This is a genomic window from Amycolatopsis sp. lyj-346, assembly GCF_046548975.1.
In the GTDB taxonomy this organism is placed as follows: domain Bacteria; phylum Actinomycetota; class Actinomycetes; order Mycobacteriales; family Pseudonocardiaceae; genus Amycolatopsis.
The window spans coordinates 96,536-117,336 of the sequence record NZ_JAJPWT010000011.1; the positions used below are offsets into that span (position 1 = coordinate 96,536).

At 71.1% G+C, this 20,801-nt stretch carries 18 protein-coding genes; 12 read left to right on the forward strand and 6 right to left on the reverse strand.

The window, feature by feature from the left end; translation table 11 throughout:
* Positions 1–6: 6 nt before the first annotated feature.
* A complete protein-coding gene (locus ACLJQE_RS28890) occupies positions 7–426 on the reverse strand; it encodes a DUF6292 family protein (protein WP_410642572.1) in 420 nt (139 codons plus the stop codon).
* Between the two features lie 307 nt (positions 427–733).
* Between ACLJQE_RS28890 and ACLJQE_RS28895 the strand changes: the two genes are divergently transcribed.
* The 7 genes from ACLJQE_RS28895 (at position 734) to ACLJQE_RS28925 (ending at position 6,660) form a co-directional block, all read left to right on the forward strand.
* Complete coding sequence (locus ACLJQE_RS28895) at positions 734–1,171, forward strand: DUF6292 family protein (RefSeq protein ID WP_410642574.1); 438 nt, start codon at positions 734–736, stop codon at positions 1,169–1,171.
* Positions 1,172–1,382: 211 nt separating this feature from the next.
* Positions 1,383–1,706 (forward strand): hypothetical protein, encoded by a 324-nt coding sequence (locus ACLJQE_RS28900; protein ID WP_410642576.1) that lies wholly within the window; start codon positions 1,383–1,385, stop codon positions 1,704–1,706.
* Between the two features lie 113 nt (positions 1,707–1,819).
* Positions 1,820–3,226, forward strand: a complete 1,407-nt coding sequence (locus ACLJQE_RS28905) for an FAD-binding oxidoreductase (protein ID WP_410642577.1) — start codon at positions 1,820–1,822, stop codon at positions 3,224–3,226.
* Complete coding sequence (locus tag ACLJQE_RS28910; RefSeq protein ID WP_410642579.1) at positions 3,208–4,503, forward strand: class I SAM-dependent methyltransferase; 1,296 nt, start codon at positions 3,208–3,210, stop codon at positions 4,501–4,503. Before ACLJQE_RS28905 ends, ACLJQE_RS28910 begins: the two co-directional genes overlap by 19 nt.
* Before the next feature lie 99 nt (positions 4,504–4,602).
* Complete coding sequence (locus tag ACLJQE_RS28915) at positions 4,603–4,806, forward strand: cold-shock protein (protein WP_093947269.1); 204 nt, start codon at positions 4,603–4,605, stop codon at positions 4,804–4,806.
* Between the two features lie 286 nt (positions 4,807–5,092).
* Positions 5,093–6,031: an acyl-CoA desaturase gene (locus tag ACLJQE_RS28920; RefSeq protein ID WP_410642581.1), complete on the forward strand. Its 939-nt coding sequence runs from the start codon at positions 5,093–5,095 to the stop codon at positions 6,029–6,031.
* Between the two features lie 86 nt (positions 6,032–6,117).
* A complete protein-coding gene (locus tag ACLJQE_RS28925) occupies positions 6,118–6,660 on the forward strand; it encodes a polysaccharide deacetylase family protein (RefSeq protein ID WP_410642583.1) in 543 nt (180 codons plus the stop codon).
* Here ACLJQE_RS28925 and ACLJQE_RS28930 read toward each other — a convergent pair.
* Positions 6,650–7,615: an endo-1,4-beta-xylanase gene (locus ACLJQE_RS28930; protein ID WP_410642585.1), complete on the reverse strand. Its 966-nt coding sequence runs from the start codon at positions 7,613–7,615 to the stop codon at positions 6,650–6,652. The genes ACLJQE_RS28925 and ACLJQE_RS28930 overlap by 11 nt on opposite strands.
* A gap of 131 nt (positions 7,616–7,746) precedes the next feature.
* Here ACLJQE_RS28930 and ACLJQE_RS28935 point away from each other — a divergent pair, with 131 nt between their 5' ends.
* Positions 7,747–8,817 (forward strand): LacI family DNA-binding transcriptional regulator, encoded by a 1,071-nt coding sequence (locus ACLJQE_RS28935; protein ID WP_410642586.1) that lies wholly within the window; start codon positions 7,747–7,749, stop codon positions 8,815–8,817.
* A gap of 71 nt (positions 8,818–8,888) precedes the next feature.
* Here ACLJQE_RS28935 and ACLJQE_RS28940 read toward each other — a convergent pair whose 3' ends face one another.
* From ACLJQE_RS28940 to ACLJQE_RS28955, 4 genes are read right to left on the reverse strand one after another with little or no spacing between them, the layout of a single operon-like run.
* Positions 8,889–11,948 (reverse strand): glycosyl hydrolase 115 family protein, encoded by a 3,060-nt coding sequence (locus ACLJQE_RS28940; RefSeq protein ID WP_410642588.1) that lies wholly within the window; start codon positions 11,946–11,948, stop codon positions 8,889–8,891.
* Positions 11,949–11,963: 15 nt separating this feature from the next.
* Positions 11,964–12,788: a carbohydrate ABC transporter permease gene (locus ACLJQE_RS28945; protein ID WP_410642590.1), complete on the reverse strand. Its 825-nt coding sequence runs from the start codon at positions 12,786–12,788 to the stop codon at positions 11,964–11,966.
* Positions 12,788–13,756, reverse strand: coding sequence for a carbohydrate ABC transporter permease (locus ACLJQE_RS28950; protein ID WP_410642592.1), 969 nt, complete (start codon positions 13,754–13,756; stop codon positions 12,788–12,790). The genes ACLJQE_RS28945 and ACLJQE_RS28950 overlap by 1 nt, the downstream gene beginning before the upstream one ends.
* The gene (locus ACLJQE_RS28955; protein ID WP_410642593.1) at positions 13,753–15,048 is read right to left on the reverse strand and encodes an extracellular solute-binding protein; all 1,296 of its coding nucleotides are present in this window, start codon (positions 15,046–15,048) and stop codon (positions 13,753–13,755) included. Before ACLJQE_RS28955 ends, ACLJQE_RS28950 begins: the two co-directional genes overlap by 4 nt.
* Before the next feature lie 134 nt (positions 15,049–15,182).
* On the opposite strand from ACLJQE_RS28955, the gene ACLJQE_RS28960 reads away from it, so the two are divergent.
* The 4 genes from ACLJQE_RS28960 to ACLJQE_RS28975 all read left to right on the forward strand — a co-directional run bounded on the left by ACLJQE_RS28960 (position 15,183) and on the right by ACLJQE_RS28975 (position 20,720).
* A complete protein-coding gene (locus ACLJQE_RS28960) occupies positions 15,183–16,193 on the forward strand; it encodes a LacI family DNA-binding transcriptional regulator (protein ID WP_410642594.1) in 1,011 nt (336 codons plus the stop codon).
* Positions 16,194–16,240: 47 nt separating this feature from the next.
* The gene (locus tag ACLJQE_RS28965) at positions 16,241–18,538 is read left to right on the forward strand and encodes a beta-glucosidase family protein (RefSeq protein WP_410642595.1); all 2,298 of its coding nucleotides are present in this window, start codon (positions 16,241–16,243) and stop codon (positions 18,536–18,538) included.
* Positions 18,535–19,764 (forward strand): SGNH/GDSL hydrolase family protein, encoded by a 1,230-nt coding sequence (locus ACLJQE_RS28970; RefSeq protein ID WP_410642596.1) that lies wholly within the window; start codon positions 18,535–18,537, stop codon positions 19,762–19,764. Before ACLJQE_RS28965 ends, ACLJQE_RS28970 begins: the two co-directional genes overlap by 4 nt.
* A gap of 218 nt (positions 19,765–19,982) precedes the next feature.
* Complete coding sequence (locus ACLJQE_RS28975; RefSeq protein ID WP_410642597.1) at positions 19,983–20,720, forward strand: Asp23/Gls24 family envelope stress response protein; 738 nt, start codon at positions 19,983–19,985, stop codon at positions 20,718–20,720.
* The last annotated feature ends 81 nt before the right edge of the window (positions 20,721–20,801 follow it).

Genomic DNA, 20,801 nt, shown 5'->3' on the forward strand with positions numbered 1-20,801 from the left:
AGTCTGTCAGACGGGCACCATGGCCAGCAGGCGCTCGTGGTCACCCGCTTCGCGCAGGACCGGGGCCTCCAGCGTGCCCGCGTCCGGGTCGTCCGCACGGACCGCCGCCAGGAAGCGGACCACCGCGCGGGGTCCCGGGAGGACCTCGCCACCCAGGTAGGTCAGGACCGTCGTCGCCTCGCCGTTGACGTCTTCGATCGCCGCTCCCCAGCCGTGGACTTCGTCCCAGACCAGGGCCAGGTCGTGGCCGGGGAAGCGGGACAGGCGCCAGTCGAGCGCGATGTAGGCCGCCGCGGGGGTGCCCACGTCGAGCGTGCAGGACTCCAGTCCCACGCCCACCGCCCGGGCCACCGCTCCCACATAACCGCGCAACCCCCGCTCGAACGAGAACTCCGTGTCGCGCCCGAAGTCGATCAGAATGCTCAACGCCGCCTCGCTTTCCCCAACCCGCCGCGGGATCCTCCGCGGTCCGGGAAGCGGATACCCCGCCGGCACGCTGCTCAATCCCGGCGAACCGGACAGCGCCCCAATGTGGCCTTCGGTGCGTCCAACGCACCCAATGTGGCCTTCGGTGCGTTGAACGCACCCAAGGCCACCTTGGGGCGCTTGGGAGCCGGGGCTAGCTGGGGCACGTCGTCCGGAGAGATGTCGTCTATCCGGCGACATCCTGCTTGTCATCCTTTCGATGACATGTTAGAACGGAAGCACCCGACAGAGAAAGGCATCCGACCCCGTGACCGCATCGATCGAACTCCCGACCGGTTACCAGCACCCCGCCGTCCCCGCGCTGCTCGGCTACCTCCGCGACGTCACCGCCGAGCTCGGCATCGGCCTCGAGTCCTGCACCCTCGACCACGACGGCCCGGTCTCGGCCTACGTCGCCCTCGACACCCGGCTGCCGCACTACCCCGACCGCGACGTGGCCCTGCTGTGGGACGAAGAACGCGGCTGGGCCGCGGCGATCGAGACGCACTCCGGCGAGGACCTGATCGTCCTGCGCTACCTCGGCGGCCGCACGATCGCCCCGCCGCCGCTCCGGGTCGCGCGGTTCGTGACCGCGCTGCACGAAGACGACCACTCCGTGGGACGGCCCGACCCGGTGAAACTCCGGACCGCGGGCGACGCCGCCGAGCTCGCCGCGCTGCTGCGCCGGCCGTCCGTCGCCCGATGACGGCGCCGCTGCCCCTGCCCGAGAGCTTCGCGCTGACCTTCCGCGGCTACGACCGCGAGCAGGTCGACGAGCGGATCGACGAGCTGCTCGCCGAGATCCGCCTGCTCACCACCGACCGCGACGCGGCCGTCGCCGAGGCCGGGCACCTGGCGCGGCAGCTCGAACGGGCCCGCGCCGACCAGGCCGAGCTGAGTGCCCGCACCGACCGGCTGTGCCGCACCCCGCCGACCCGGCCGCCGTCGGCGACCGCGTCCGGCACCTGCTCGAACTGGCGCACGCGGAAGCCGACGGGATCGTCGCGGCCGCCCGGGAGCGGGCCGCCGCGATCGTCCGGGACGCGGAGGAAGCCGCGGACCGGCGCTCCGCCGACGCCCGTGCCCAGGCCTACCGGATCGTCGACGACGCCCGGCGCCGCGCCGACCGGCTGGCCGCGATCGAGCGGCGCACCGCCGACCGGCTGCGGCGGATCGACGCCTTCCTGGCCGACGCGGAATCGCTCCTGGACGAGCAGACCCCGCTGCGCGCCGTCGCCTGACACGCCGCCGCGGGGGGTCCGCCCGGCCCGTTCGCCATTCTCGAAGACGGGAATGAGTCTTTTCACGGCTCTCGACGAGCCACCCGGGCCCCCGGTGAGGCAGGATCAAGGGCGTGACCATCGATCAGGCCGGGGTGCCCGAAGCCCGTCCGGGCCCGGCGTTCCCCGAGCACGAAGCCCGCGTCGACGCCCTGAGACGACAGCTCGCCGCGATCAGCGGCGAAGCGACCGTCCGGCTCGCCAAACGAACGTCGAACCTCTTCCGCTCCCGCGCCGCGGCGAAGCACCCGGGACTCGACGTCTCCGGGTTCAGCCACGTCCTGCGCGTCGACCCGGAGACCCGCACCGCCGACGTCGAAGGCATGGTCACCTACGAGCAGCTCGTCGACGCCACGCTGCCGCACGGCCTGATGCCCCTGGTCGTGCCGCAGCTGAAGACGATCACCCTCGGCGGTGCGGTGACCGGCCTCGGCATCGAGTCCTCGTCGTTCCGCAACGGCATGCCGCACGAATCGGTGCTCGAACTGGAGGTGCTCACCGGGGACGGCCGGATCGTCGTCGCCACGCCGGACAACGAGCACCGCGACCTGTTCCGCGGCTTCCCCAACTCCTACGGCACGCTCGGCTACGCCCTGCGGCTGCGGATCCACCTGGAGCCGGTGAAGCCGTTCGTGAAGCTGCGCCACGTCCGGCACCACGACCGCGGGAAGTTCTTCGAGGCGCTCGGCGAGATCTGCGCGAAGAGCGAGCACGACGGCGAGCGGGTCGATTTCGTCGACGGCACCGTCTTCGGCCCGGACGAGCTGTACCTGACGCTCGGGACGTTCACCGACACCGCGCCCGCGACGAGCGACTACACCTGGCTGGACATCTACTACCGCTCCATCCAGCGCCGCGAAACCGACCACCTGACCGTCCGGGACTACCTCTGGCGCTGGGACACCGACTGGTTCTGGTGCTCGCGCGCGTTCGGCGTCCAGCACCGGCTGCCCCGGCTGCTGCTCGGCCGCCGGTTCCTGCGGTCCTCGGTGTACTGGAAGGCCGTCGCGCTCGACCGCCGGTTCCGGATCGCCGAGCGGCTGCTGAAACTCCGGCGCCTGCCGCCGGAGGAGACGATCGTGCAGGACATCGAGGTCCCGGTCGGCCGCGCCGCGGAGTTCCTCGAGTTCTTCGAACGGGAGATCCCGATCAGTCCCGTCTGGGTCTGCCCGCTGCGCCAGCGGCCCGGCGGCGTCCGCTGGCCGCTGTACGAACTGGACCCCGAAGAGCTGTACGTCAACTTCGGGTTCTGGTCGTCCGTGCCCCTCGACCCCGGCGAGCGCGACGGCGTGCACAACCGGATGATCGAGGCCGAAGTCACCCGCCTCGGCGGGCACAAATCGCTCTACTCGGACAGCTTCTACACCGAGGACGAGTTCTGGCGGCTCTACAACGGTGACACCTACCGGGAGCTCAAGCGAGCTTACGACCCTCGCGAGCGCCTGCTCGGCCTCTACGAGAAATGCGTCCGCCGTCGGTGAAAGGAACGAACGTGACCCAGGAAAACATCACCGTCGGCGCGGTCTTCGAACGGCTGCTCGGCCCCCGCGCCGAAGTCTCGATCACCGCCTACGACGGCAGCCGCAGCGGCCCGGCCGACGCGCCGGTGGGCATCGAGGTGCGCTCGCCACTGGCGCTGGACTACCTGATGTCCTCGCCCGGCGACCTCGGCCTCGCCCGCGCGTACGTCGCCGGCGCCCTCGACGTCACCGGCGACCTCTACACGGCGCTGCGCGCGCTGTCGACGCAGGTCGACCAGCTGACCCCGGCCGACCGGCTGTGGTTGCTGCGCAAGCTCGGCCCGCGCCACCTCCGGGTGGTCAAGCCGCCCGCCGAGGAACACCCGAGCCGGTTCCGGCGCGGGATGACGGCGCTGCGGCACTCGAAGGAGCGTGACAGCGAGGCCATCGCCAGCCACTACGACGTGTCCAACCGGTTCTACGAGCTGGTCCTCGGCCCGTCGATGGCCTACACGTGCGCGGTGTTCCCGCACGAAGGCGCCTCGCTGGAGGAGGCGCAGGCGCACAAGTTCGACCTGGTCTGCAAGAAGCTCGGCCTCAAGCCGGGCATGCGGCTGCTCGACGTCGGCTGCGGCTGGGGCGGCATGGTCGCGCACGCCGTCCGGCACTACGGCGTCGAGGCCATCGGCGTCACGCTCTCCCGCGAGCAGGCCCAGTGGGCGCAGAAGAACATCGTCGCGCTCGGGATCGCCGACCGCGCCGAGATCCGCCACCAGGACTACCGGGACGTCGCCGAGACCGGGTTCGACGCGATCTCGTCGATCGGCCTGACCGAGCACATCGGGGCCCGCAACGTCCCCGGCTACTTCCGGTTCCTGGCCGGCAAGCTCAAGGCACACGGTCGGCTGCTCAACCACTGCATCACCAACCCGGACACGACCGTCGCGCACCGCTCGCGCGGGTTCATCGACCGCTACGTCTTCCCGGACGGCGAGCTCGAGGCCCCCGGCGAGCTGATGACGGCCATGCACGACGCCGGCCTGGAGGTGCGGCACGCGGAGAACTTCCGCGAGCACTACGCGAAGACGCTGGCCGGGTGGTGCGCCAACCTCGACGAACACTGGGACGAAGCCGTCGCCGAGGCCGGCGCCGGGCGCAGCCGGGTGTGGGCCCTGTACCTGGCGGCCTGCCGGCTCGCCTTCGAACGCCGCGAGATCGAACTGCACCACATCCTGGGCGTCCGGACCGACAGCGAGGGCGGGATGAGCATGCCGTTGCGCCCCGATTGGGGAATTTGACCACCGGGTCTGGCCTCCGCGGCCCGGCAATGGAAGGATGTACCCGAGACCGGGTGTCGAACGGGGCGCCCAGGCTCACTACAAAGAGTAGGTATTGGTATGGCTCAGGGCAGTGTCAAGTGGTTCAACGGCGAAAAGGGCTTCGGCTTCATCGCGCAGGACGGCGGGGGTCCGGACGTGTTCGTCCACTACTCCGAGATCCAGGGCAGCGGCTTCAAGTCGCTTGACGAGGGTCAGCGCGTGGAGTTCGAAATCGGCCAGGGCCAGAAGGGCCCCCAGGCCCAGCGCGTCAACGTCATCTGAGCCACGAGGCACCCTAAGGCCCTCGCCCCTCACCAGGGGCGGGGGCCTTACTCGTCCGGTCACACGGCGGGTTCACCGCAATCGGGTAACCTGGGTGGAGTCGAGAGCACCTCGGATGCCGGCGTCCCGCCGGTCTCACTCTCGCCCCGTGACCCTCGAGGCAGATCACCGGCAGGAGCGGTGACGCACCCCGGGTCACCCGCAGACCGTTCACCGCCGGGTGTGTCCGCTCCCCGGCGTCCCGCGAGGCTCAGTCCGGCGCGGCGAAGACTCGAAACGAGATTGCATGACCACCTCCACCCCGGTCAAACCCGCGCGTCCGGCACCGAAGCCCGTGCTCGACGGCAAGCAGACGATCCCCGAGCTCATCACGATCCGCACGTTCCTGCTCGTCCCGTTCCTCGCGCTGGCCGTCGCCATCCCGGTGTTCTGGGGCTGGGGCATCGGCTGGGTCGACCTCGCGATCGGCGGCGCCTTCTTCGTGGTGTCGACGCTCGGGATCACCGTCGGCTACCACCGCTACTTCACCCACGGCTCGTTCCGCGCGAAGCGGGCCCTGCGGATCGCGCTGGCCATCGCCGGCGGCCTCGCGGCACAGGGCCCGGTGATCGGCTGGGTCGCCGACCACCGCCGCCACCACGCCTTTTCCGACCGGGACGGCGACCCGCACTCGCCGTGGCTGTTCGGCACGTCCCCGGTGGCGCTGGCCCGCGGCTTCTGGCACGCCCACATGGGCTGGCTCTTCGGCCGCGACAAGACCAACGTCGACCGGTTCGCCCCGGACCTGGCCGCCGACCGCGACCTGCGCGTCATCGACCGGCTCTTCCCGGTGTGGGTGCTGGTGAGCCTGCTGCTCCCGCCGCTGCTCGGCGGCCTGATCACGCTCTCGTGGTGGGGCGCGCTGACCGCGTTCCTGTGGGCCGGCCTGGCACGCATCTCGTTCCAGCACCACGTGACGTGGTCGGTCAACTCGATCTGCCACATGATCGGCGAACGCCCGTTCGCCAGCCGCGACAAGTCCGCGAACTTCTGGCCGCTGGCCATCCTGTCGATGGGCGAGTCCTGGCACAACACCCACCACGCCGACCCGACGTCGGCCCGCCACGGCGTGCTGCGGGGCCAGCTCGACATCTCCGCCCGGGTGATCTGGGTGTTCGAGAAGCTCGGCTGGGCGTGGAACGTCCGCTGGCCGACGGCCAAGCGGATCGCGGCGATGACCCGCTGATCCTCTGATCCGCTGAGCCGCCGGCCCGCGGCGAAACAGGCCGAAAGTCCTTGCCGCCGCGCCCGTGGCCGGGTGATCTTGGAGCGATGGACACGGTCGCGCTGACCTTCGACGACGGCCCGTACCCCGAGACGACGCCCGCGCTGCTGGCCGCTCTCGGCAGCACGCGTGCAACGTTCTTCCTGTGGGGCGAGCACGCCGCGGCCCACCCGGACCTGGTCCGGGCGATCGCCGCGGCGGGGCACGCGATCGGCAACCACACGTGGAGCCACCCGCACCTGACCACGCTGCCGTCGGCCGGCCGTGACCAGGAGGTCCGGCGCACGCAGGACCTCCTGACCCGGTTGACCGGGCTCCGGCCGGCCCTGTTCCGGCCGCCCTACGGCGACACGGACGCCTCGGTCGCCCGGACGCTGGCGGCGCACGGGCTGACCGAGGTGCTGTGGAGCGTCGACACCCGCGACTGGGCGGGCTGCTCCGCGGACGAGATCGTCGCGGCGGCCGCGGAGGTGCAGCCGGGCGGCATCGTGCTGATGCACGAAGGCCGCCCGGCCACCCTGGACGCGGTCCCCCGCATCCTCGCCGCGCTCGCCGAGCGCGGACTGCGCCCCGGTCCGATCAGGGGTTGAGCCGGAAGTACGCCGGCTTCGGGCGCAGGTTCTCGTCGAAGAGGCAGGCCGCGCCTTCGCCGGGGAAGACGTCCGGCACCCACGAGTGCCGGTCCGTGAAGCCCCACGTCGTGAACTCGACGCACTTGCGGACGGCGTGGCAGCCGTCCCACAGCTGCCCGAAGTAATCGGCCTGGGTGGCGAGCTTGGCGGCGTCGGGCGGGGTCGGGATCCGGACGTCCGCTTCGGTGATCGCCACGTCCACGCCGAGCTTGGCGAACCGGGCGAGGTTTTCGCGGTACTGGCCCGGGAACCCGTACTGGGTCGACAGGTGCGCCTGGACGCCGACGCCGCCGATCGGCACGCCCTGCCGGCGCAGCGTCTTCACCAGGTCGTACACCGCGTCGCTCTTCGGGTTGATCCCCTCGATGTTGTAGTCGTTGATGTACAGCTTCGCCGCCGGGTCGGCCGCGTGCGCCCAGCGGAAGACGTCGGCGACGAAGCCGTCGCCGAGCTTCTGCCGGAAGACCGTGTCACGCCGGGTGCCGTCCTCGTTGAAGATCTCGTTGACGACGTCCCAGGCCCGGATCTTTCCCTTGTACCGCTTGACCTCCGTGGTGACGTGGTCGCGCAGGACCCGGCGGAGCTCGTCGGCGGGCAGCGCGGCGACCCAGTCCGGGAGCTGGGAGTGCCAGACCAGCGTGTGCCCGCGGATGGTCTTGTGGTGCTTCTGCGCGTACATGACGATCGCGTCCGCGCCGGACCAGTCGTACTGGCCGCGGACGGCTTCGATCGTGCCCCACTTCATCTCGTTCTCGGGCGTCACGTTGTCGAATTCCCGGGTGAGCACCGCCCGGTAATCGGTTTCCGAGGCCAGGTACTCCGCGGCCACCGCACTGCCTACGTAACGGTTCGTGGTGTATTGCAGCGGCACCGACGCCGAAGCCGCGGGCGCCTGCCATACGGCAATACCCATGACAGCCGCGACCGCCAACAGGACACGTTTCTTAGGAATTCTTCCCAGCATCTTCATCCTCCGCGAGACAATGGTGCTCCGAAACTTTCCAACCGTTTCAAATCAGGTTTCGATGACCTAGAATCTCCTTCATGACAACGAAGTCTGACGAGCTCGAACCCACCGAGACCCGGGTGACCATCGCCCGGATCGCCGCCGAGACCGGTGTCTCCGTTCCGACAGTTTCGAAAGTCCTGAACGGCCGCCCCGACGTCGCCGAAAGCACGCGAGCCCGCGTCGAAGCGGTCATCGGAAAATACGGGTACCGGCGCCGCGCCGACGAACGTTCCCGCCGTTCCCGGCTGCTGGAACTGATGTTCCACGAACTTGAAAGCACGTGGGCCCTCGAAATCATCCGTGGGGTGGAGTGCGTCGCCCGCGAAAACGGAATGGCGGTCGTGCTGGCGGAATCTTCGGGCCGGCACACCCCGGGGCAGAGCTGGCTGGAGAGCGTCCTCGCCCGGCGGCCCGTCGGCATCGTTTCGGTGTGCTCGGACTTCACCGGCGGGCAGCTGGCGAAGCTCCGGGCCCGGGACATCCCGCTGGTCGTGGTCGACCCGGCCGGCGCCCCGGGGCCGGAGACGCCCTCGATCGGGGCCACGAACTGGCAGGGCGGGCTGACGGCCACCCGGCACCTCGTGGAGCTGGGTCACCGCCGGATCGCGATGATCGGCGGGCCGGAAGGGGTGCTGTGCAGCCGGGCCCGGATCGACGGGTACCGCACGGCGCTGGAGACGGCCGGGCTGGCGTTCGACCCGGCGCTGGTGCGCCGCGGCGACTTCCACGTCCGGGCCGGCTACCGCGAACTGGCTTCACTGCTCACCCTCCCCGACCGGCCGACGGCGGTCTTCGCCGGCAGCGACCTGCAGGCACTCGGTGTGTACGAGGCGGCGCGCGACGCGGGGCTGCGCATCCCGGACGACCTCTCGGTGGTGGGCTTCGACGACCTGCCGATCGCCCGCTGGCTGACCCCGGAGCTGACGACGGTCCGCCAGCCCCTGCAGGAGATGGCGGCCGCCGGCGCCCGGCTGGCGATTTCGCTGGCCCGCGGGGTGGCCCCGGAGAGCCACCGCCTCGAGCTGGCGACCAGCCTGGTGGTCCGCCACAGCACGGCGGCACCGGCTCACCGGGGCTACCGGGTGCTGACCGGCGGAGCGAGGTAAGGCACAGGTTCGGGGCCGACCCACGGCCGGCGGGCGCGGCGCCGGCACGAGGGGCCGGCCCGGCCCACCCCTCACCACGGCCACCGCAGGCTTTCCGGCGGGCCCAGGTAGCTCGCCCGCAGCCCACCGGTGTCGATCACCAGCTTCTGCACGATCACCGCCGGATCGACCATCCAGAACTTCAGCACGTGCGGCCCCGGCGCCCCGATCACGTGCCGCGTCGCGGTCAGGTTCACGTTGTCCGAAGTGGTCCGCTCCCACTGGCGGTTCATGGACGTGTCGTCGGCCCCCGTCGCCTTGGTGATGTTCACGACCTGCGGATCCGCGTCGTCGAACGAGACCGCGTACCGCAGCCCGTCGCCCGAGAGCACGTTGCTGCGCGGGGACAGGTACGCCCACACCGTCACCGGCCCGGTCGTGAACAGCGTCATCCGGTACTCCAGGCGTGGCCCCGTTCCCGGTGCGCGGCTGCCCGCCGTCACCGGGAACGGGGTCATCCCCGCGCCGGTCCGTCCGATGTCCGGGATGCGCCGCCACCCGATCCCGGCCGCGGCGACGTTCGCGCTGCAGTGCTCGGCCTCCATCGACACGTACCCGCCGGCCTCGACGAAGCCGCGCCGCCACGAAGGCGGCAGCCGGGGGTTGCGCACCACCGCGTCCACCACCACCGAACCACCCGCGCCCGACACCGTGATCGGGACCGTCGTGGTGCCCTTCGGAGCCCGGGCCCAGTCGATCCGGACGGTCATCCGCAGCTCCTCGGTCACCCGGCCGCCGCGTGGCTCGACCAGCACCCACGGTGCTCCGGTGGAGACCGTGCAGCGGAACGGTTCCCGGCCGCGGTTGAAGACGTCGACGTACTGCGGCGGCGCGCTCTGGTACGGGCTGAACTCCGGCAGCACCGGCCGGCCTCCGGCTGCGGGCCACCACTGCTCGGAGCCGTCGACGGCGACGCCGAGGGAAGCCGCGGACGGCAGCTCGATCCGTTTCACCGCCGGGAAGATCACGTCCGGCAGGGCGACGTTGTCCTTCTCCGGTTGCTGCCACGGTGCGTTCGGGCCGTAGCGCTCGACATCGCCGTAGCCGATGTGCGGCTGGGTCTGGAACCCCTTCCACTTGCCGCCCGCGATGCCGGTGTTGTACTTCTCCGCCAGCGCCAGGTCGTCGGCGAACCGGGCCTCCGTGACGGCGGCCAGCGCGTTCGCCGATGCGCGGCCCTGTGCCGCGTAGTGCAGGTTGGTGAACTCGGCCCGCCGCAGCGCGTACAGGTTCGCCGTCGCCTGGGTCGCGTACTGCACCAGCTCGTAGAAGGCGTCGCGGTACGCGGCCGGGATCCGCGCCTCGATCTTCGCCGCCCGGGCCGCCAGGTCCTGCCACTCCTGGGTGACCGTGTCCAGCTCGCGGTAGTTGACCAGGCTGAACGGCGTCATCTGGTCGTCGTAGGAGATCGCCGCGGCGGTGGCCGGGTCCTTCGCCGGGTCGACGGTGATCCGCCGGTTCAGCAGTTCCGGCTTGCGCCGCGACTGCAGGCGCCCGTAGTCGTGCAGGACGCCCGCGATCGCCGCGGCGGTGGCCGCGCCGAAGTTCGTCTCGGCGAACTGACGCTCCCACGCGGACAGCCGCTCCATCGGCAGGGCCGTGGGATCCCAGGCGTAGTCGAGGAAGAACTGCAGCGGCAGCTCGTTGCCCTTCATGTCCCCGACGTTGGCCACCCACAGCCGGTCGTTGCCGTAGGCGAAGGTCTGGTGCAGCTGTTCCCAGGTGTTGGCCAGCAGTGCGGTGTCGACCCACTTGTAGTTGCGGCCGCCGCCGACGTAGTCGAAGTGGTAGTACAGCCCGTAGCCGCCGGGGTGCGGCGGCAGCGCCAGGTCGGGCATCTTGCGGATGTTGCCCCAGTTGTCGTCGGTGAACACGACGATGACGTCCTCCGGCGGGCGCAGGCCCTTCGCCCAGTACCGCTGGACTTCCTTGTACAGCGTCCAGACCTGCGGCACCGTGGTCAGGTCCCGGCCGGTCTCGCGGGCGAGGATCTCGCGTTCGGTGGCGATGATCTCGCGCATCAGCTCGATGCCGTCGCCGTCGGGCAGGCTGACGTCGCCGTTGCCGCGCATGCCGAGCGTGACGACGCCTTCGAAGTCCTCGCGGACCATCCGGCGGATCCCGTCGGTCCAGTAGGCCTTGATCGCCTCGCCGTTGCGGCGGAAGCTCCACTCCCCCGTGCCGCCGTACGGGTCGTGCCCCGGGGTGGTGATGTTCCCGGCCGCGTCGCGGACCGCGGGCACCGCGTGCCGGTTCCACTCCTCGATCCCGCGCATCATCGGGGCCTCGTGCGAGGTGCCCATGACGATGCCGTACTCCTTCGCCGTGGCGTGGTTGAGCGGGTCGTCCTCGGCGAACGCGCGCCCCCACACGGCCGGCCACAGGTAGTTGGCCCGCAGCCGGAGCATGGTCTCGAAGACCTTGGCGAAGAACAGGTGGTTGAAGCCGTTCGGGAAACCGGGCGCCTTGCCGGGCCCGAAGTAGGCCGGAGCCCAGGTGCCGAGCGCCGGGTTCTCGTCGTTGATGAAGAAGCCGCGGTACTTCACGTGCGGGGTGCCGAGGCTGAACCGCTCGCGCGGCAGGTGCAGTTCGGTGCTGCGCCGCGGCGGCACGTCCGCCCACCAGTACCAGGGCGAGACGCCGATGCGCCGGGAGACCTCGTAGACGCCGTAGATCACCCCGCGCTGGTCACTGCCGGTGAGCACCAGGCGGCCGTCGACGACCTGGCTCAGCGACGTCTCCCACTGGCCGGCGATCCCGGTGACGTCGAGCTTGCCCGCCGCGACCAGGTCGTCGACCAGCCGGCTGTGGCCGAGGGTGCCGACCAGCACCACCGGTCCGTGGGCGGGAACGACGTCGAACGACACCGCGGGCCGCACGCCGGTGACGCGTTCGACGTCGGCGGCCAGGTCGCCCACGACCCGCCGGACGCCGGGGAAGTCACCCGAACCGACCACGATGGTCGCGGCCTTTCCCCGCGACACCAACGGGAATCCGGTCCCGGCTTCGGCCAGGCCCGGTAGGGCGACGGACCCCGCCCCGGCCAGGGCGAGCAGTTGCAGGAAGGCACGACGGTGGACCTCGGACGGCACGGCAGACCTCCTGAGTCAGCCCTTCACGGATCCGGTCAGCCCGCCGACGATGCGTCGTTCGGCGAGCACGAAGAACGCGAGCGCCGGGATCGCCGACAAGGCGGTGAACGCGAGCACCCGGGCGGTGTCCTGGGAAAACTGGGACTGGAACATCGCGACGCCGAGCGGGAGCGTGAAGTTCCCGGAGTCGTTGAACACCAGCAGCGGCAGCAGGTAGGCGTTCCAGCTGGTGACGAAGGCCAGCACGGCGACCGTGGTCAGCGCGGGCGTCGAGAGCGGCAGCAGGATCCGCCAGAAGAACCCCAGCCTGGTGGTGCCGTCGAGCACGGCGGCGTCCTCGATCTCGCCGGGGATCGCGTGCATGAACGGGCGCAGGATCACGATCGTCACCGGCAGCGAGAACGCCGCCTCCGGGATCGCCACGCCCCAGAAGCTCTCGAGCAGGCCCAGCTGGCGCAGCCACAGGTACAGCGGCAGCGTCGCCACGCCGAGCGGGAACAGCAGGCCGAGGGTGAACAGCGTGTAGAACGCCTCCCGGCCCTTGAACTGGTAGCGCGAGAGCGCATACCCCGCCATCGAGCCGAGCCCGACCGCGAGCGCCGTGGCGATCACGGCGATCAGCGCGCTGTTGCCGAGGAACGTCCAGAACGCGCTCGATCCGAGCACCGAGGCGTAGTTGTCCAGCACCCACGGTCCCGGCAGCCCGGCCGGGTCGGTGTTGATCTGCGCGTTGGTGCGGAACCCGCCGAGCGCCACGAACAGCAGCGGCACGACGGTCACGCCGACCACCGCGATCGCCGCGAGGTAGCCCATCGACAGGCCGAACTTGCCCGAGCGCATCAGCCCACCATCCTGGTCAGGGCCCCCTGGGTGTCGCGGCGGAGCGCGAACCGCTGGTACAGCAGGGCGAACACGAAGCAGATGACGAACAGGATCACCGCCACGGCGGAGCCGAACCCGAACTCGTAGCGCTTGAAGCCGTGGTCGATCAGGTAGGTCGCCATCGTCGTCGACGCGTTCGCCGGGCCGCCCATGGTCATGATCCAGACGACGTCGAACAGCTGGAGCGAACCGATCACCGACAGGAAGATCCAGATCCGGATGGTCGGCCCGAGCAGCGGCAGCACCACGTGCCGGGTGGTCTGCCACGCCGAAGCACCGTCGAGCGCCGCGGCTTCGCGCAGTTCGGCCGGCACGCCCTGCAGCCCGGCGAGCAGCAGGATGATGCCGAACCCGATGTACTTCCAGGTGATCACCGCGAACAGCGTGTAGAGCACGATGCCAGGGTCGGCCAGCCACTGCTGGACCAGCCCGCCGAGCCCGGCGGCCCGGAGCGTCTGGTCGGCGAACCCGTTGGGCTGCAGCATGAGCGCCCAGATCACCGCGGTGATCGCCTCGGAGAGCACGTACGGCGCGAACACCAGTGCCCGCAGCACCGCGCGTCCCCGCAGCTTCCGGTTGAGCAGCAGCGCCAGCCCGATCGACAGCGGCAGCTGCACCGCGATCGACAGGCCGGCGATGATCAGGTTGTGCCCGATGGCGCCCTGGAACACCTCGCCGGCGAAGGCGTCGGCGTAGTTGTCGAAGCCGACGAAGTCGTCCAGCGGCCCGAAGCCGTTCCACTCGAACAGGCTGTAGAACGCGGCGATCCCGATCGGCACCAGGACGAACCCGGCGAACAGCAGCAGAGCCGGCCCGAGCAGCAGTGCCAGCTCGAGCCGCTTCCGCAGCCCGGGCCGGTGGGCCCGGGTCCGGACCGCCGGTGCAGGCGGCCGCGCCGCCGCCCGCACCGGAGACGTCGTGGTCACTTGTTGCCCGCCGCGGCCTGGTTGACGGCGGCCACGATGCCTTCGGGGGTGCCCTGGCCGGCGAACATGTTGGCCACCGCGTCGTTCAGCGCGGCGCCGACCGCCGTCGGGAACGCCCGGTCGAAGTACATCTGCAGGTACGGCGCCTTCGTGCCGTAGTCGTAGACCTGCCGGAGCGTCTCGGTCTTCAGCGACTTCGCGGCCACGATGTTCACGGGCAGGCCGGTCCCCTGCGCGGCGAGCTGCGTCTGCACCGGCTCGCTGACCAGGTACTGCAGGAAGTCCACGCACGCCTTCGACGCGCGGGTGGTGCAGGCGAAGCCGTCACCGCCGCCGAGCACCGCGTTCGGGTCGCCTTGACCTCCCGCCACGGTCGGGAACGGGAACCAGCCGACCTTGGATTCCAGGTCCTTGTCCTCGGTCAGCGACGACATCGTGCCGGGCTCCCAGTCGCCCTGCAGCTCCATCGCGGCCTTGCCGTTGGCGAGCAGACCGGCGGAGCTGCCCGCGCCCTGCTGGGCGGGCGTGCCCGCGAACCCGGTCTGGAACGGCTGCGTGGCGAGGAAGTTCTTGAGGTCCTGCCCGGCCCTCGTCCAGCACGGGTCCTCGAGCTTGACCGCCTTCACCGACTGCTTGAGCACGTCGATCGAGCATTCGCGGATGGCGAAGTAGTTGAAGTAGAAGGCATCCGGCCAGCGGTCCTTGCCGCCGACGGAGATCGGCGCGATGCCCTTGGCCTTCAGCTGGCCGACGGCGGCGTTCAGCTCGTCCATGGTCTTCGGCGGGGTGGTGATCCCCGCCTGCTGGAACAGGTCCTTGCGGTACCAGAACCCGACGGTGTGCTGCGCGAACGGCACGCCGTACTGCTTGTCGTCGACCTTCCAGTTCTCGCCGAACTTGCCGGTGGCCTGCTCGATCCACGGCTTCGTGGCGTCGGTGATGTCGGCGACCTTGCCCGAGGTGATCTGCGAGGCCAGGTCACCCGCGCCCCAGGACTGGTAGACGTCCGGCGGCTCGGCCGACTGCAGGGCGAGCGGGACCTTCGTGCTGAAGTCCTCGTTCTGCAGCGGCTGGGCCTTGATCGTGACGTCGGGGTGCGCCTTCTGGTAGTCGGCGACGACCTGCGCCCAGATCGACTTGATGGGATCGGTGGTGCCGTTGTGCCACCAGGTCAAGGTGACCGGTCCGCTCGGCTGAGCGGGGGGTTCGCTCCCCCCGCTGCACGCCGACAGCGCGAGCGGGACGAGGGCCGCCATGGCGGCGAGAACGGTGATGCGGCGTTTCCCAAACATCGTGGGTCCACTCCTGACGACTTCGGCCGAGTTGGACGGGGCGGCTCAGCGCCCGGGTTGGCGAAGAGTCTGCTCCCGGGACAAATGGGATGTCAATCGTTGTCGATAACGTTTTCTATGGCTAGTCTGAGCCGATGCAGCCCAGTTCCAGGGTGACCATCCGTGACGTCGCCGCCCGGGCCGGCGTCTCGGTGGCCACGGTTTCGAAGGTGATCAACGATCGCTACGGCGTCTCCGCCGCAACGCTCGCGCGGGTCCGCGCCGTGATCGAAGAACTCGGTTACGAAGCGAGCCTGGTGGCGCAAAGCCTGAGAAACCACCGGACGAACGTCATCGGCATCCTGGTCGCCGACCTCGAACCGTTCTCGACCGAGCTGCTCAAGGGCGCGGCCGACGCCATTCGCGGCAGCGGCTTCGAACTCGTCGTCTACTCCGCGGGCGGACGCACCGGAGACCCGGTGGGCTGGGAAAAGCGCTACCTTTCCCGGCTGAGCGGCACCCTCGTCGACGGCGCCGTGCTGGTCACCCCCGCGGTCTCCCTGGAAGCCGTGCCGGGCACGCCGGTCGTGGCGGTCGACCCGCACACCGGGCCGTCGCACCTGCCGACCATCGACTCCGACAACCTGCGCGGCGCGCAGCTGGCCACCGAGCACCTGCTGGAGCTGGGGCACCGGCGGATCGCGTTCCTCTCCGGCCGGCCCGACCTGCAGTCGGCCGAGCTGCGGAAGACGGGGTACCTGCGGGCGCTGACCGCCGCGGGCATCACGCCGGACGAAGACCTGATCCGGATCGGTGCCTACGACCCGGAGGTCTCCGCGGCCTCGGCGCACGCCCTGCTGACCAGCCAGGACCGGCCGACCGCGGTGTTCGCCGCGAACGACATCTCGGCCATCGCGACCGTGAGCGCGGCCCGCGAACTCGGGCTGGCCGTGCCCGACGACCTTTCCGTGGTGGGCTTCGACAACGTGCCCGAGTCGGCGCTCTGCCGCCCGCCACTGACCACTGTGGACCAGCCGATCCGCGAGATGGGGCACCGGGCCATCCGCATGCTCATCGCGCTGATCAACGGCGACGAAGTCGAGCGGACCCACGTCACGCTCGACACCGGCCTGGTGGTGCGCCACTCCACCCGCGCCCTCCCCTGAATCGTTTCCCCTCCTCATCTCCTCCCCCAGACGAAGGGCGGACAGCCTTGACCACGCAGCCCACCACGGCCGGAGAGCCGTGGCGCGACCCCGCCGCGGACCCGGGCGAACGCGTCCGGGCCCTGATGGCCCGGATGACCCTGCGCGAGAAGCTCGCCCAGCTCTACGGAGTCTGGGTCGGCATCGACTCCGGCGGCGAAATGGCGCCGCACCAGCACGACTTCGTGGACGCGGCGGTCGATTTCGACGACCTGGTCCGGCACGGCATCGGGCAGCTGACCCGCGCGTTCGGCACCCGGCCGGTCGACCCGGTGATCGGGGCGCACAGCCTCGCCCGCACCCAGCGGCAGATCGTCGCCAGCAGCCGGTTCGGCATTCCCGCCGTGGTGCACGAAGAATGCCTGACCGGGCTGGCCGCGTGGCAGGCGACGATCTACCCGGCCCCGCTGTCCTGGGGTGCCACCTTCGACCCGGACCTGGTGCGCCGGATGGCGGCGCGGATCGGCCGGACCATGCGCGGGCTCGGGGTGCACCAGGGCCTCGCGCCGGTCCTCGACGTGGCCCGCGACCTGCGCTGGGGGCGGGTCGAGGAGACCATCGGCGAGGACCCGTACCTGGTCGGGACGATCGGCAGCGCGTACGTCGCCGGCCTCGAGTCGGCCGGCGTGGTCGCCACGCTGAAGCACTTCGTCGGGTACTCCGCCTCGCGTGCCGGCCGCAACCTCGCGCCGGTCTCGGTGGGCCCGCGCGAAATCGCCGACGTCCTGCTCCCGCCCTTCGAACACGCGCTGCGCGCCGGCGCCCGCTCGGTGATGAACACCTACACCGACGTCGACGGCGTGCCGGGCGCCGCCGACCCGGCGCTGCTGACGGAGCTGCTGCGGGACACCTACGGGTTCGAGGGCACGGTGGTCGCCGACTACTTCTCGGTGGCGTTCCTGCACCGCCTGCACGGCGTCGCGGCCGACCGCGCCGACGCCGCCCGGCAGGCGCTCACCGCGGGCATCGACGTCGAACTGCCGACCATGGACTGCTACGGCGAGCCGCTGCTCGCCGCGGTCGAAGAGGGTGCGGTCGAGGTCGCCGCCGTCGACCGCGCCCTCGAACGGGTGCTGCGGCAGAAGTGCGAACTGGGCCTGCTCGACGCCGATTGGGCGCCGGAGGTCCCCGAGGAGATCGACCTCGACGACGCCGAATCGCGGGCGCTGGCCCGCGAGGTCGCCGAGCGCTCGATCGTGCTGCTGCACAACGACGGGACGCTCCCGCTGTCGCCCGGTACCCGCGTCGCGGTGGTGGGGCCGCGCGCGGACACGCCCGGCGCGATGCTCGGCTGCTACTCCTTCCCGCTGCACGTCGGCGTCCACCACCCCGACGTGCCGTTCGGTGTCTCGGTGCCGACCCTGCTCGAGGCACTGAGCCCGATCTACGACGTGGCGTACGCCCTCGGCTGCCCGGTCACCGGCGGCGACGACGAAGGGATCGCCCAGGCCGTGGCCGCCTGCGCGGAGGCCTCGGTCTGCGTGGCCGTGCTGGGCGACCGGGCCGGGCTGTTCGGCGGCGGGACGTCCGGCGAAGGCTGCGACGCGGCCGACCTGCGGCTTCCGGGCCGCCAGGAGGAACTGCTCGACGCCCTGCTGGACACCGGCAAGCCGGTGGTGCTCGTCCTGCTCTCGGGGCGGCCGTACGAGCTGTCCCGGCAGCTCCCCCGGCTGGCCGCGGTGGTCTGCGGGTTCTACCCCGGTGAAGAGGGGGCCGGCGCGCTGGCCGACGTCCTCAGCGGACGGCTCAACCCGGCCGGCCGGCTGCCGGTGAGCTTCCCGGCGGCCGGGGCGAGCCAGCCGTCGACGTACCTCGCCGCCCCGCTCGGCCGGCGCAGCGAGGTGTCCACAGTGGATCCTTCGCCGCTGTTCCCGTTCGGGCACGGGCTGTCCTACGCCCCCGCGACCTGGCTGGACGTCAGCGCGACCGGCTCCCTCTGGCCGACCGACGGTGTCTGCCGGGTCCGGGTGACGCTGCGCAACGACCACGCGCGCGAGGCCTCCGAAGTCGTCCAGGTCTACCTGCACGACCCGGTGGCCGAGGTGGCGCGGCCGGAGCGGCAGCTCATCGCGGCCCGCCGGGTTTCCCTGCCGCCCGGCGAAACCTGCGTCCTGGAGATCGGCCTGCACGCCGACCTGACGTCCTACACCGGCCGCGCGCGGCAGCGCCAGGTCGATCCCGGCGACGTCGAGCTGCGGGTCGGCACCTCGAGTGAGCAGATCGTCACGACCCTGCACTGCACGCTGACCGGGCCGCGCCGCGTCGTCGGCTTCGACCGGGTCCTGACCCCGGAGTTCTCGCTGTGAGACGTCCTCTGGTGATCTTCTTCCTGGCCGTGCTGACCGTCCTCTTCGTGGGCGCGTCCGCCCGCCCCGCGCCTTCGCACTGGGTGGCGACGTGGACGGCCATGCCCCAGCTGACCGAACCGGGCAACCTGCCGCCGGCGCCCTTCACCGGACCCGACCGGGTGCTCGACAACGCGTCCCTGCGCGAGACGGCGCAGGTGACGGTCGGCGGCCCGCGGATCCGGCTGCGGTTCTCCAACGCCTTCGGCGGCGCGCCGCTGCCGCTGACCGCGGTGTCGGCGGCGCGCCCGGTGGCCGGTGCCGCCGGCGTCTCCGCGGTGGTTCCGGGCAGCGTCGTCCCGGTAACCTTCCACGGCAAGCCGTCGACGGTGGTCCCGCAGGGCGCGCAGGTGGTCTCGGACCCGCTGCCCTTCCCGGTGCGGCCGCTGGAGAACATCGCGGTGACGGCGTACCTGGCGCACGGCCAGGCTTCGACGTCGATCACCTCGCACCCCGGTTCGCGCACGACGTCGTACCTGCTGGCGGGCAACCACGTCGCCGCCACCGAACTGCCGGGCGCGACCCCGGTCGACCACTGGTACTTCCTCAGTGGCATCGAGGTGCTGTCCCCGGCGTCCGCGGTCGCGGTCATCGGCGACTCCATCTCCGACGGCCGCGGCTCGACGACGAACGGCAACAACCGCTGGCCGAACGTGCTGGCTTCGCGCCTGCACGGCGTGTCCGTGGTGAACCAGGCGGCGGGCGGCAACCGCGTCCTGCAGGACGGCCTCGGCCCGAACGTGCTGGCCCGCCTGGACCGCGACCTGCTGTCCACGAGCGGGGTTTCGTGGGCGATCGTCTTCGAGGGCGTGAACGACATCGGCACGGCCACCCCGGCGGCCGCGGCGGACGTGGCGGCGCAGCTGATCGACGCGTACGACCAGATCCTGGTCCGGGCGCACGCCCAGGACATCCGCGTGTACGGCGCGACGATCACCCCGTTCGGCGGCAACGCCGGTTACGACGACCCGTTGCGGGAAGAAGCGCGCCAGCAGGTGAACGCGTGGATCCGCCAGCCGGGCCACTTCGACGGGCTGCTGGACTTCGACAAGGTGGTCCGCGACCCCGAGGCGCCGTCCCGGCTGCTGCCGGCCTACGACACCGGCGACCACCTGCACCTCAACCCGGCGGGGTACCAGGCGCTCGGCTCGAGCGTTCCGGCTCACCTTTTCCGGAACGACAGGTAAAAACGTCAAGCGCCAAAAAGAAGACAATTCCAGGACGTGGTTTCCCGCGTGATCACCGACCGCCGAACGCGGCCTGACAGACGGTGATCGCTCGGATATCTGTTGGGACACAAGCGAGTCTCGAAGGCGGGGGCCCGTGACGCACGTCACGGGCCGTCCCCTAGCATATCGCCGTCTGCTGTCCCCACAGGTAGTCGTCGCTCCCGGAAAGGGAAACCATGTCCGACGTCATGAACGGCATCTTCGGCCGTCCCAAGAACGAAAACACCGTGGAGGGCGGGTACGCCTACGGCACCGCCCAGCCCGCCCCGGAGGTCGCCGACGCGCCCGCCGCCGAGAGCGTTCCGGAGGAGGCGGTCGTCGTCGAGGAAGCGGATTCCGCGCCGGAGGCCGAGACCACGACGGAAACCGCCGAGGACGCAACCGAAGACGACGCGGCCGAAACCGCGGACGCCGCGGAAGACACGGCCGACGCCGAAGACGCCGCGGACTCCGAAGACGCCGTGGACTCCGCGGAAGAGGTCGCCGAGACCGAAGACGACGACACGGACCCGAACGCCACCGAGGACCCGGCCGAGCCGGTCGCGGTGGCCGAAGCCGACCCGGTCGCCGAGACCGAGCCGGTCGCCGAAGCCGCGCCGGCCGCGGCCCGCCCGGCCGCGGGTTCCCGCGGCAGCACCACGATCGCGGACGGCGTGGTCGGCAAGATCGTCCTGCGGATCGCCGGCCGCACCGAGGGCGTGCACAGCGTCGCCGAGGACGGCATCAAGGTCGAGCTCGCCGACGAGGTCGCCTGGGTCACCATCCCGCTGGTGATCGAGTTCGGCCACGCGGTCAAGGCGCTGGGCGAGCAGCTCCGCGTCGCGGTGATCGACGCCGTCGAGCAGTACCTGGGCCTCGACGTCGAGGTCGTCGACGTCCACATCACCGACATCCACTTCCCCGAAGCGGACTGACCCGCGCGTCCGCCGTGCGCCGCCACCGTCCGATCAGGACGGATCAGCGGCGCACGGCGGACCGCGGGTGGAGCCGGCCGC

Bases quoted from the DNA above. Each gene is read 5' to 3' on its own strand.
- ACLJQE_RS28910 (WP_410642579.1), top strand. From the start codon at position 3,208: ATGCGTCCGCCGTCGGTGAAAGGAACGAACGTGACCCAGGAAAACATC.
- ACLJQE_RS28915 (WP_093947269.1), top strand. From the start codon at position 4,603: ATGGCTCAGGGCAGTGTCAAGTGGTTCAACGGCGAAAAGGGCTTCGGC.
- ACLJQE_RS28920 (WP_410642581.1), top strand. From the start codon at position 5,093: ATGACCACCTCCACCCCGGTCAAACCCGCGCGTCCGGCACCGAAGCCC.
- ACLJQE_RS28925 (WP_410642583.1), top strand. From the start codon at position 6,118: ATGGACACGGTCGCGCTGACCTTCGACGACGGCCCGTACCCCGAGACG.
- ACLJQE_RS28930 (WP_410642585.1), bottom strand. From the start codon at position 7,615: ATGGGTATTGCCGTATGGCAGGCGCCCGCGGCTTCGGCGTCGGTGCCG.
- ACLJQE_RS28935 (WP_410642586.1), top strand. From the start codon at position 7,747: ATGACAACGAAGTCTGACGAGCTCGAACCCACCGAGACCCGGGTGACC.
- ACLJQE_RS28945 (WP_410642590.1), bottom strand. From the start codon at position 12,788: ATGCGCTCGGGCAAGTTCGGCCTGTCGATGGGCTACCTCGCGGCGATC.
- ACLJQE_RS28955 (WP_410642593.1), bottom strand. From the start codon at position 15,048: ATGTTTGGGAAACGCCGCATCACCGTTCTCGCCGCCATGGCGGCCCTC.
- ACLJQE_RS28960 (WP_410642594.1), top strand. From the start codon at position 15,183: ATGCAGCCCAGTTCCAGGGTGACCATCCGTGACGTCGCCGCCCGGGCC.
- ACLJQE_RS28975 (WP_410642597.1), top strand. From the start codon at position 19,983: ATGTCCGACGTCATGAACGGCATCTTCGGCCGTCCCAAGAACGAAAAC.